General features: G+C 36.6%; 9 protein-coding genes. 7 read left to right on the top strand and 2 right to left on the bottom strand.

The annotated features are described in order from the left end of the window. Positions 1-50: 50 nt before the first annotated feature. Positions 51-884 carry an aldo/keto reductase gene (locus tag IAE53_RS02915; protein ID WP_148423912.1) on the bottom strand — a complete coding sequence of 278 codons (834 nt, stop codon included), beginning with the start codon at positions 882-884 and terminating at the stop codon, positions 51-53. Between the two features lie 233 nt (positions 885-1,117). Between IAE53_RS02915 and IAE53_RS02910 the strand changes: the two genes are divergently transcribed. Beyond that, positions 1,118-2,167, top strand: coding sequence for a 2,3-butanediol dehydrogenase (locus IAE53_RS02910; RefSeq protein WP_200135917.1), 1,050 nt, complete (start codon positions 1,118-1,120; stop codon positions 2,165-2,167). A gap of 618 nt (positions 2,168-2,785) precedes the next feature. On the opposite strand, the gene IAE53_RS02905 is transcribed toward IAE53_RS02910, so the two are convergent. Next, entirely contained in the window at positions 2,786-3,412 is a 627-nt protein-coding gene (locus IAE53_RS02905) for a helix-turn-helix domain-containing protein (protein ID WP_368668221.1), read from the bottom strand. A 388-nt stretch (positions 3,413-3,800) separates the two neighbouring features. On the opposite strand from IAE53_RS02905, the gene IAE53_RS02900 reads away from it, so the two are divergent. The 6 genes from IAE53_RS02900 to IAE53_RS02880 all read left to right on the top strand — a co-directional run bounded on the left by IAE53_RS02900 (position 3,801) and on the right by IAE53_RS02880 (position 12,606). Beyond that, a complete protein-coding gene (locus IAE53_RS02900) occupies positions 3,801-4,139 on the top strand; it encodes a hypothetical protein (RefSeq protein ID WP_148423910.1) in 339 nt (112 codons plus the stop codon). A gap of 227 nt (positions 4,140-4,366) precedes the next feature. Beyond that, on the top strand, positions 4,367-8,959 hold the full coding sequence (locus tag IAE53_RS02895) for a glycoside hydrolase family 70 protein (protein WP_233610649.1): 4,593 nt from the start codon (positions 4,367-4,369) through the stop codon (positions 8,957-8,959). Between the two features lie 22 nt (positions 8,960-8,981). After that, the gene (locus IAE53_RS11375; RefSeq protein WP_233610648.1) at positions 8,982-10,358 is read left to right on the top strand and encodes a glycoside hydrolase family 70 protein; all 1,377 of its coding nucleotides are present in this window, start codon (positions 8,982-8,984) and stop codon (positions 10,356-10,358) included. 187 nt (positions 10,359-10,545) lie between these two features. Next, on the top strand, positions 10,546-10,875 hold the full coding sequence (locus IAE53_RS02890) for a hypothetical protein (protein ID WP_200554184.1): 330 nt from the start codon (positions 10,546-10,548) through the stop codon (positions 10,873-10,875). A 196-nt stretch (positions 10,876-11,071) separates the two neighbouring features. After that, a complete protein-coding gene (locus tag IAE53_RS02885) occupies positions 11,072-11,986 on the top strand; it encodes an aldo/keto reductase (RefSeq protein ID WP_148423908.1) in 915 nt (304 codons plus the stop codon). Positions 11,987-12,150: 164 nt separating this feature from the next. Next, entirely contained in the window at positions 12,151-12,606 is a 456-nt protein-coding gene (locus IAE53_RS02880; RefSeq protein WP_148423907.1) for a transcriptional repressor, read from the top strand. Positions 12,607-12,814 lie beyond the last annotated feature (208 nt).

The following is a 12,814-nucleotide window of genomic DNA, read 5'->3' as shown; positions in this document are numbered from 1 at the left end:
CAAAAGAAAAGCTTTTAATCTCTTATTGTTGAAGAGATTAAAAGCTTTTTTTAGAATTCTTGATAACTGGCAGGGTCTTGGTTATTAGTTCGACCATCAGGTTTTGACAGTGCGTTAATACGTGCCATGTCGTCTTCCGTGATGTCAAAATCAAAAATATCCAAGTTGCTAACTTGACGGGCAAAGTGAGTGGCTTTTGGAATAGGGAGAACACCAAGCGATACTTCCCATTTCAAAATCAATTGACCAACATTTTTGTGATATTTTTTAGCGATATCAACTAGGGTTGGGTTAGTCAATAAATCGCTTGCTCGGCCTAGGGGACTCCAAGCCTCAGTTAAGATATTGTGTTTAGAATTATACGCACGCATTTCGGCTTGATTAAAGAAAGGATGTAATTCGATTTGATTGACTACGGGTAAATGACCCGTTTCTGCTTGTAGCCGCTCTAGATGTTCAGGTAAGAAATTGCAGACACCGATTGATTTTACCAAACCAAACTTCTGTGCTTGAATTAGCGTATCCCATGCTTCAACATAATGATCATCAATTGGGTTTGGCCAATGAAGCAGGTATAAATCGAAGTAATCTAATTTTGAACGAAACAAGGACTCTTGAATTAAATCAATCGATGCTTGTTGGTCACTATAATATTTACCTGGTAACTTGGAAGTGATAATCAGTTCGTCACGAGAGACGTGAGATGCCTTGATGGCTTGACCAACAGTGCCCTCGTTTTGGTAGTTGAAAGCAGTGTCTAATAAACGATAGCCAGCTTTAATTGCTGAAGTGATAGCGTGAGCACCCGTGATACCGTTTAATTTATAGGTACCAAAACCAACTGCTGGTAATTGTTGTCCGTCACTTAATTCATGAAATGACATTTTCATTTTCCTTCTTTCTTAATTGATAACACTTACATTAAACGATAACTACAGGCGATGCAAAAATATTGCTTGTAAAATATCCTACAAACATAGATGGTAAGTGTGAGTTTTAGTTGTGTTTAATCACTATTTTTAGGTGATTTTTTACACAAAGAAATATAATAAGCGTTATAATATTACTAAAGACATATAGTCTTGAAAAACTTACTGTCATCAAAGGAGACATAATAATGAAAGCAGCTGTATGGCATGGTGTGAAAGATGTTAGAGTCGAGGATGTTGCGTTAAAGCCAGCAAAGTCCGACGAAGTTGTTGTACGTGTAGCGTATGCTGGAATTTGCGGCAGTGACTTACATGAATATTTGGAAGGACCCGTCTTTATTCCAGTTGATGCACCAGACATATTGACTGGTGGGCAAGCGCCATTGACAATGGGACATGAATTTTCTGGTGTCATTGAAAAAGTTGGTACTGATGTTACCAATTTTAAAGTTGGCGATCATGTTTCAATTAATCCAACAGTGACTAAGGGTATTTCACCTGATAATCTTGATGTTTATGATGGCTATAGCTTCATTGGTTTGAGCACAGATGGTGGTTTCACTTCGTTCGTCAATGTCCCAGAAGAAAATCTATATCATCTTCCAGAGGACTTTTCACTGAAATTAGCTGCCACAATCGAACCAACGGCTGTTGCTGTTCAAGCCGTTAAAGAAGGTGATTTGCGCTTTGGCGAAAAGGTTGTTATTTTTGGTGCTGGACCAATTGGTGTGTTAGTTGCTGCGGCTGCAAAAGCTGCTGGGGCAACTAAGATTGTTGCGGTGGACTTGTCAGAAGTTCGTTTGAAGAAGGCATTGGAAATGGGCGCAACAGATGTCATTAATCCTAGCCAAGTCCCAGACGCAATTGCTGCGATTAAAGAGATTATTCCTGGTGGTGCAGATGTATCATTTGAAGTTGCTGGCGTACAACCAACGTTCGAACAAGCAATTGACGCAACACGTCCACGTGGTAATGTTGTGATTGTTTCAATTTTTGCTAAGCCAATTAGCTTTGATCCAATGCAATTGATGAACGCTGGTGTCAAGTTGACCACAACGATTGCTTATTCAAAAGAAACGTTCCAACAAACAGTTGATTTAGTAAGCAGCGGTCAAATTGATGTTCAACCAGTTATCACCGATACTATTGAATTAAATAATATTGTTAATGATGGTTTTGAAGCGTTGACACGTGATAAGTCACAAGCTAAAATTTTAATTGATTTGAATCAAGCATAATTTAATATGTCTTAGAGCACACGGTAGCGTGTGTTTTTTTTGGTGAAATAAGACCGTTGTTACCGAACTGTTTCGGCGACTAACGTGTCGCACAAATGGGTCATTATCAGGGCTGTAGCTCAGTGGTTGTTTCAAAGGCATCATCCCGATTCCTAACTGATCGCATGATAGTAATTTAAAAAGAGCCCAAATTTTGTCGTGCTTGAACAATTTTGGGATTTGATTCAATGGTACGACCATGCATCAATATTTAGCATTGCTCATCAGATTGACGCTTGTGACGAAGGCCTTTTGATTGCGTGTGCCACGATTTCTTTATGGTTGTTTTAGACAATTACCATTAAAATCGTTCAGGGTTTTCAATATAAGAGAAAAAAGAGTTCTTGATTTTTCAAGAGCTCTTTTATATGTTAATCATGTTATTTTTTATTGTAGTATGACAGTATTCTATTAAATAACTGAGTGGTATCAGTATCATTTAAATATTCTGTAATGTTATAGGTTTTTTTTATTTTTTTTTCATTATTATTATAAACTCCGGTTAGAAAGAGTTGCCACAATTGTTGATTGGTGTTGAGTGATATTGTCTTCATTTCCAATTTATGAAGAAAAAAATGATCATGTCACTTTTTTTTGCACGATACTAGTTTCTAAAAAAATGATTATGATACTAGTGATGGTTTCGGGATAGCACATAACATTGGATTCACTGTTATATTGTGACAAAATATCTAAGAAATACGATTTTGTTTTCTTAACAGGAAGCATACTTATTGTAGCTTGAAAAAGATAGATATCGTAAAGTTGCCAATTAATTATTTGGTCAAAATATGAAAAAAGTATATTTTGATCTGTTGCATCTGCTAACTGAAAGGAGAGGTGATAAATAGTTGATTTTACCATCAACATGCGGTGTTTTGTTTCTATATTTAGTGATTTATGATGCTTATATTGAGAAAATATTTTTTGTAATTCCGCGATATTCCCTTTCAGGTACAACTCATTTAGTTTACTTCTAAAAATAGTTGTATTTTGAGTTGGACCAAATATACTATAGAAATATTCTTCAACGGTAATCTCAAGTTTACTACATAAAATAAATATGGTTTGAGCATTTGGTAAAATTTGTCCATTTTCTATTCTTGAAACCATGGCCTGGGAACCAACAATATCACCCAGTTGCGCTTGCGACATACTCCTTAGTTTTCTCTTTTCTTTGATAATGTTACTCTTAAATTCTTTCACAATTATACTCCCTCAGCCGGCTGCGATATAAATTTTGATAATGGTGGATTGTAAGACTAAACCGAACACTTGAATTCAAAAAAGCCGCAGCGCTTTTAATGGTAATTGTCTAAAACAACCATAAAGGAACTGCGACCTATGACTTGTTTCTTATCTCAAAAATTCAAACTTCGCTGGAATTAAATTATTTTGTATGTGCCATTTTGCGACATTCATTTTCATTCGCGAGCGTCTCAATTGAAATTTATCAAGTCGTGTCTTGTAAAGCAGATATCACCGACACACAACGAACATCATCTGCGTGGACATCACCGCATAACAGCAGCCGTTTCATTTCTTTAATAATCGCATTGGTTTCCTTTGTCCTGAAATGGGGGTGCTAGAAATTGTGACTCAAACTGAAAATGTTATTCCTCAAAAACGTCAATTTAATGGTAGACGTCACGAATCTGTACACGGTCGCTCCATGGCATCAAGACTAAAATATGTCCAAGCACGACAAATGCTTGGGTATTTTGAAGTTGATACGATGCAATCTGGTAAGAAACAGGATGACCTGCTAGTGGCAATAACTGGAAAAGTTAGCCGACAACAACAAATTGTGCAACGCGTTAGTGGCCGTAATAGTCAGGCAGTCACATCAGCCTTAATTTGTTTTTATCAAGGAATAAAGAATGCAAATCAATCATTTCATCATGCCAGACGAATGAAAATATTCAATTGGTAATCACCATGAAAGGTGTTTCAGAAGTTTGCAGTGTTCGGTTAATTCTTGCAACCTACATAACTAAAAATTAGCATGATATATATTTTTTTTCTTGGTTTATTCAATATTGAATATTCTGTTATGCATAAAGTAAAAAAGAGCAGCAGATGGCCCATAAAATGAAATGGTAAAGGTTTGACATTTTTATAGGTACTTTGCGGGAAAGAATATGAAGTGAGGAAAATTTCATGAGAGACAAAAGAATAATATGCGATCGTAAAAAATTGTATAAATCCGGGAAAATGTTAGTAACAGCTGGTATTTTTTCTGCTGTGATGTTTGGCGTTTCCATAGCTAACGTAAGCGCTGATAGTATTAACAATACTAGTATTGCGGTGGCGCAATCAAAAAATATAGCAGTGGCCACAACGACAGCTACAATGGACAAAGTAACTGATACGACAGCTACGACAGATAAAGTAACTGATACGACAGCTACGACGGACAAAGTAACTGACACGGCAGCTACAACGGATAAAGCAGCGAACACAACAGTTACACCTTCAGAAAAATCAAAAAGTATTAAGCAAATCGATGGTAAAACATATTTCATTGGTGATGATGGTCAGCCCAAGAAAAATTTTACAGCCATTGTGGACGGTCAAGTATTATATTTCGACAAAGATACCGGTGCTTTGACATCAAATAGTAGTCAATATACCGATGGTTTGGTCAATATAGGAAATGAGCATAATGCGGCTTATTCATTGTCTTCGGACAGTTTTACACAAGTTGATGGCTATCTAACGGCTAACAGTTGGTATCGACCTAAAGATATATTGAAAAATGGTACAACATGGACAGCTTCAACAGCAAATGATTTTCGACCATTGTTGATGTCTTGGTGGCCGGATAAAGATACCCAAGTTTCATACTTAAAATATATGCAATCTGTTGGATTATTATCAGATGACGTTGTACTATCAAACAAGGATAGTATGAATAGTTTGACAGCTATGGCACTGACTGTTCAAAAAAATATTGAAGAGAAAATAGGCCTATTAGCTACCACTGACTGGCTTAAGACTGATATGGACCAAATGGTTGACTCACAATCAAATTGGAACATTAGTAGTGAGTCTAAAGGAACAGATCATTTGCAAGGTGGTGCGCTCCTATATGTGAATAGTGATTTGACACCAAATGCTAATTCTGATTATCGTTTATTAAATCGAACGCCAACGAACCAAAAAGGTCAAATTACAACAGACGGTAATCAAGGTGGCTATGAGATGTTGTTGGCCAACGATGTTGATAATTCTAACCCTATTGTTCAAGCTGAACAATTGAATTGGTTGTACTACATGATGAATATCGGTAGTATCGTCCAAAATGATCCAACGGCAAATTTTGATGGTTACAGAGTTGATGCTGTTGACAACGTGAATGCTGATTTGTTGCAAATTGCTGGCGATTATTTTAAGGCAGCGTATGGAACGGATAAAAGTGATGCTAATGCAAACAATCACATTTCTATCTTAGAAGACTGGGATAATAATGATCCGGCGTATGTAAAATCACAGGGAAATAACCAATCAACCATGGATTTTCCAATGCATTTGGCGTTAAAGTATTCATTAAATATGCCAAGTAGTGCTCGTAGCGGGTTGGAACCAGATATTGTAACAAGTCTAGTAAATCGCTCAGAAGATTCAACAGAAAATGAAGCACAACCGAACTATTCATTTATTCGGGCACATGATAGTGAAGTACAAACCGTTATTGCGCAAATTATTAAAGATAAAATTAATCCTAGTTCTGATGATGGATTGACTGTTTCAACGGATGAAATTGCCAAAGCATTCGAAATATATAATGCCGATGAATTAAAAGCTGATAAAGAGTACACTGCATATAATATACCCTCATCATATGCATTGTTGTTAACTAACAAAGATACAATTCCACGTGTTTATTATGGCGATTTGTTTACGGATGATGGTAAATATATGTCTGCTAAGTCACCATATTATGATGCACTCACCTCATTGCTTCAGTCGCGAGTAAAATATGTTTCAGGTGGTCAATCAATGAATATGGCTTACCTGCATAATAATCAAGGCCTTTTGACATCTGTCCGCTATGGGAAAGGTGCCATGAAAGCTACTGATACTGGTACCAGTGAAACTCGTACACAAGGTATTGGGTTAATTGTCAGTAACAAAACTGATTTAAATCTCAATAATGATGAGCAAATTGTGCTTAACATGGGCGCTGCACACAAAAATCAAGCTTACCGTGCATTAATGTTAAGTACTAAAGATGGATTGAAAATTTATAATAGTGATGACGATGCATCGCTGGCATATACAGATGACCAGGGTCGTTTGACTTTTAAATCTGACATGGTTTTTGGTGTGAGTGATGCTCAGGTTTCTGGTTATTTAGCAGCTTGGGTGCCAGTTGGCGCAACAGATGATCAAGATGCTAGGAGTCAAAGCAGTACGATAGCTTCAACAGATGGTAATACCTATCATTCAAACGCTGCTTTGGATTCTCAGGTTATTTATGAAGGTTTTTCAAACTTTCAAGCGATGCCAACTCAGACTAATGAATATACCAATGTTAAAATTGCTCAAAATGCGCAACTATTCAAAAATCTCGGTATAACTAGTTTTGAATTAGCACCTCAATATCGGTCAAGCACTGATAATAGTTTCTTAGATGCAGTTGTTCAAAATGGTTATGCCTTCACGGATCGATACGACATTGGTTATAATACGCCTACAAAATACGGTACAGTTGATCAACTATTAGACGCTTTAAGAGCATTACATGCTCAAGGCATTCAGGCTATCAATGATTGGGTCCCAGACCAAATTTATAATTTGCCTAGCGAAGAAATCGTGACTGCTAGTCGAACAAATGGGTCAGGAAAGATAAACGAAACTTCGGTTATTAACAATACGTTATATGATTCTCATACTGTCGGTGGCGGAGAGTATCAGGCAATTTATGGTGGTGCTTTCTTAGATAAGTTAAAACAAGATTTTCCTGAGTTATTTGAAACAAAACAAATTTCAACCGGTGAAGCAATAAACCCTGATGTCAAAATCACAGAATGGTCAGCTAAGTATTTTAATGGCTCAAACATTCAAGGGCGTGGTGCATGGTATGTTCTCAAGGATTGGGCGACAAATCAATACATTAATGTTTCAAGTGGTAGCAAATTTTTACCTAAACAATTATTAGGCGAAAAAACAAGCACAGGGTTTACCAACGTTGATAATGGTAAGACTGAGTTCTATTCTACAAGTGGTTACCAAGCTAAGAATACCTTTATTCAAGATAATGACAATTGGTATTATTTTGATAATGATGGTTACATGGTTGTTGGTGGTCAAGAAATTAATGGTAAAAAATATTACTTCCTGCCAAATGGTGTAGAGTTACAAGATGCTTATTTGTCGGATGGTACTAATGTATATTATTACAGTAGTACAGGTCGTCAAATTACTAATCAATATTATCGAGATTCAGATAACAAATGGCATTACTTCTTCTCAGATGGGCATATGGCCATTGGTTTAACAACAATTACTGCAGATAATGGCACGGCTAATCAACAATATTTTGACGTTAATGGTGTACAACTTAAAGGTGTTGCTGTTAAAGACACTGATGGCAATGTTCGTTATTTTGATGGTAACACAGGGAACTTGGTTGTCAGTAACTGGGGTAAATCGGCTGATGGTTCATGGTTATACCTAAATGATAAAGGGAGAGCAGTAACGGGACAGCAAAATATTAATGGCCAAAATGTCTACTTTAACGAAGATGGTGTTCAAGTGAAGGACGAAGCCATTACGGATACTAATGGCAATGTACATTACTATGATCGTAGTACTGGAAATTTGGTTGTTAATTCATGGGCTGAAACAAAGAATGGTTCATGGCTATACTTGAACGACAAGGGTAATGCCGTTACAGGAGAACAATTGATTAACGGTCAAAAACTATATTTCAGTAGTAATGGCATCCAGCTCAAAAATACATTTAAGAAGTTGTCTGATGATTCATGGTTATATTTGAACGATAAAGGTATTCCGGTGACAGGCGCACAGGTCATTGATGGACAAACCTTTTACTTCGGCCAAGATGGGAAGCAGGTCAAAGGTGATATTGCTACAGATGGACAAGGTAAGACTCATTATTATGATGGTAACACAGGAAATATGGTTACTAATTCATGGGCAGAGTTACCGGACAGCTCGTGGATGTATCTAGATGTTAATGGCATTGCTGCCATTGGTGCTCAAAAAATTAATGGTCTGGAATTTTATTTCGATAATAACGGTAAACAAGTTAAGAAGGACAAAGTCATTAATGATGATGGCACAATAAACTATTACACAGGTATGAGCGGCGAAAAACTAAAAAATGATTTTGGTGAATTGCCAGACGGATCATGGATGTACTTGGATAATCAAGGTAATGCTGTAATAGGCGACAAAAAAATTAATGCTCAGAATCTATACTTCAAGATAGACGGACAACAGGTTAAGGGTGAAACCTATATAGATGGAGTTGGCAAAATGCGTTTTTATCAAGCTGCCAGCGGTGAAATGGTGACGAATCAATTCGAACAAGTTGCTGATGGCAAATGGGCTTACTTTGGTGCTGATGGTGTGGCTGTCACTGGAGAGCAATATATTGATGGTCAGGATCTTTTCTTTGACCCAACTGGTTATCAAGTGAAGGGTGACAAACGCACAATTGACAGCGTTCTCTATAGCTTTGATAAAGACAGTGGAGAGAGACAGCGTTTAAATACTATATAACTTACCTAGTATCTATGCTTTGATGCTTACCAATAAGGACACGGTTCCGCGTGTTTATTATGGTGATATGTATCAAGACGATGGCCAATATATGGAAAAGCAAAGCATTTATTACGATGCCATTGTATCTTTGATGAATACTAGAAAGAGTTACGTGAGCGGTGGCCAAACCATGAGCGTAGATAACAATGGTTTGTTAAAAAGTGTTCGTTTTGGTAAAGACGCAATGACGGCTAATGATCTTGGTACGGATGAAACACGTACGGAGGGTGTTGGTGTGCTGGTAGGTAATGATTCATCGTTAACACTTAATGACTCAGATACGGTTACATTAGAAATGGGTGCTGCTCATAAAAACCAAAAGTACCGAGCTGCATTATTAACTACTAGCGACGGTATTGTTACGTATTCTTCTGATGACGATGCACCAACTGCTTGGACAAATAATCAAGGTACATTAACATTCTCAAACAAAGAAATTTCTGGACAAGAATACACTAATGTGCAAGGCTATGCTAATCCAGAGGTATCAGGTTACTTAGCAGTTTGGGTACCCGTAGGAGCTAGCGATGATCAAGATGCCCGAACCGCAGCATCAACGGATGCAAATACTGATGGCAAAGTGTTACATTCTAATGCGGCATTAGATTCGAACTTGATTTACGAAGGCTTTTCTAACTTCCAGCCTAAAGCGACTACCCATGATGAATTGACTACCGTAGTCATTGCTAAAAATGCTAATTTATTTGAAAAATGGGGAATCACGAGTTTTGAGATGGCACCACAATATCGTTCAAGTGGGGACCATACGTTCTTAGATTCAACAATTGATAATGGTTATGCATTTACTGACCGATATGATTTGGGATTTGAAACACCAACTAAGTACGGAACTGATGAGGATTTGCGTACTGCAATTAAAGCATTGCACCAATCAAATATGCAGGTCATGGCTGATGTTGTTGATAACCAAGTTTACAATTTGTCTGGACAAGAGGTCGTATCAGCTCCACGTGCCGGCGTTTATGGCAATGATGTGCCAACAGGCTTTGGAACACAACTTTATGCGGTTAATAGTGTCGATGGTGGTAAGTATCAAGCCCAATACGGTGGTGAATATTTGAATGAATTGAAACAACAATATCCAGATTTGTTCGAAGCAAAGACGTATGATTATTGGGTTAAAAATTATTCAAATGATGGATCAGATCCGTACTATACGCTGTCACAAAGTACTCGTCAAGATATGCCAACTGATGAGAAAATTAAGCAGTGGTCGGATAAATATATGAATGGGACTAATTTATTAGGTAACGGTATGGGATATGTATTGAAAGATTGGAATACGGGCCAGTATTATAATATGGGGGCAAAGAATTCTGATTTTATAACAAATTAATCAATAAAGTTTTCTTATCTTGTCGAGAAAAGAAGTGTGATTGTTAACTCATCACGCTTCTTTTTTGATTTGTTTCGTCATTTATAGGCGCCGTACCAATGTGTAGTGAAATGAAAACTTGAATGATTTATTGCCTTATTATTCACTGAAAAAGGGCAATGAGATAGCGTAATAGATGATGGTCTTGATGATTGTCGATACATTGTCTGTATTGATTGGCAAGTTATTACTTCACATTACAGTGGGACCACATTTCTTTAAAAATTTAATCAGTTACGGTGTGAGCAGTTTTGCCCCCTCGGTACTTGTCCTCGGGATGGTATTGTTAGTGGTTAATATTGTCCGTAGTTCGGGCGCAGCAATTGCTTTGGGGGTTGCATTTACATTAGGCATTAACATTGTCACTGCTGCGTCACAATTTCTGATTTCAAAAGCTGAACTATTGAAATGGTACCCTTTTAATATCTTACTTGGACGACCCAATTTAGTTACGATGTTACTTCTCAAACACAGTTGACATTGATCAATGTCATTATTGGTTTAATCGTATATCTCATCTTGTTTTATGGCATAGCATTCGTTATATTTAATAAACGAAATGTTTAAGAATGTAATCATTGCCGTTTAACTAATTTTTACAAACAGATGATTTTGGCGTTAGCTGCCTAGGGTTTATAATTATAGTTATAAATAGTAAGCAGGAGGAGACGCAAGTGATAGATAAAGAAGTTGTGAATCAACTAAATGATAAGGCTGCAAAATTAGGCATTGGCACAAATAAAGTTGGTGGACATAATTTGTTTGACGGTCTAAATAATCAAGATGGTTATGACCTTGTTAAGGAAGCGTTGGATTCAAATATTCAAATGATTGATACTGCTTTTATGTATGGATTAGGTCGATCTGAAGAAATAATTGGCGATGTTTTACAGAATTATACCCGCGAAAATGTTAAAATTGCGACTAAAGCAGCGCAGGATCCCAATAATAATTTACAAATCAACAACTCGCCAGCCTTTTTAACACAAGCTGTTGATGATGCTTTGACACGTTTAAAAACAGATTACATTGACTTGTTTTACATTCATTTTCCAGATGACGTTACACCTAAAGATGAAGCTGTTGCCGCTTTAACTAAGCTGAAACAAGCTGGCAAAATCAAGGCTGTCGGTGTTTCTAATTTTAGTTTAGAACAAATCAAAGAAGCCAATAAAGAGGGTGGCGTTGATTTTGTAGAAGATCATTACAACTTAGTTGATCGTGAAGCTGAAACTAAACTGTGGCCATACTTAAAGGAAAACAACATCCGATTTGTGCCATACTTTCCATTAGCTTCAGGGCTACTTACTGGTAAATATCGACCTGATGATGGTAACAAGTTTAAGCAGTTTTCAGCGGATCAATTTAGTAAAATCATGACTGGATTAGACGATGTCAAACAGATTGCTGATCATCACCAAGCCACTGTTGCCCAAACTGTGTTGGCATGGTATATCAAAAATCCTGATATTGCTGTTGTGATTCCAGGTGCAAGACAACCGCAACAAGTAGCTGACAATGTAGCCACACTAAAAGTTGACTTGACAGATGATGACTATCAGACAATTGATCGTTTATTTCACAATTAAAAAAGCAGCAAATTAAAGTTTTAGGCTAGATGTTTGAAACCACTTGTTTGATGCTTTTTTGTTTTATGCCAAAAAAGTGATTGGACTATTTTCAATTTTTGAAGCATAATAGCATATGTAATCAATAAGTGACATCATGGCATGTCAACAGAGGTTTAAAATACATGACTGATAACATCGTACAATATGATAAGGGTTTGGCAATACTAGAAAAGAGTGAATTGCGGACAACGAAGCAACGCAAAGATTTGTTAAAATTTTTGTCTGATTTTGAAAATAGTTATGTGTCAGTGACAGAAGTGGATGAATATATGCAAAGCATTTATCCAAATGTCAGTCACACGACAACTTACCGCAATATAAAAGAATTCACAGATCTTGGTATTATTGAACAACGTTCTGAAGACGGTCAGCTAAGAGTCAAGTTTCAATGTGACTTTGTGTCACCACGTCATGGTCACTTTTTCTGTCAAAACTGTCATCGTGTAATTAAAATAGATTCAAGTTTATCACCGCAATTACAGTCACAATTAAAACAATTTATGGTATTAAATGTTAAACTAGAAATCTTTGGATTATGTGATATTTGTCAACAAGAACGTGAAAAAAATAATCAATAAAACTGCAGCTGCAAAAAAAGCTGCAGTTTTTTAGGTAAAAAATAAAAAGTAATGATTACTTTCTATTGACTTAAAGAGTAATGATTACTATAATTATAGTCATGTTAATATTTTTGAATAATCAATTGTTTGTCCGGAAAATAATTTTTGATTGAAATTAGTGACATAATCGTGTTCCGCTATAGTGGAATTTTTTGTAGATAATAGC

The sequence above is a fragment of the Leuconostoc sp. S50 genome (assembly GCF_016624925.1).
In the GTDB taxonomy this organism is placed as follows: domain Bacteria; phylum Bacillota; class Bacilli; order Lactobacillales; family Lactobacillaceae; genus Leuconostoc; species Leuconostoc pseudomesenteroides.
This window is presented reverse-complemented; position numbering and strand designations above follow the sequence as displayed.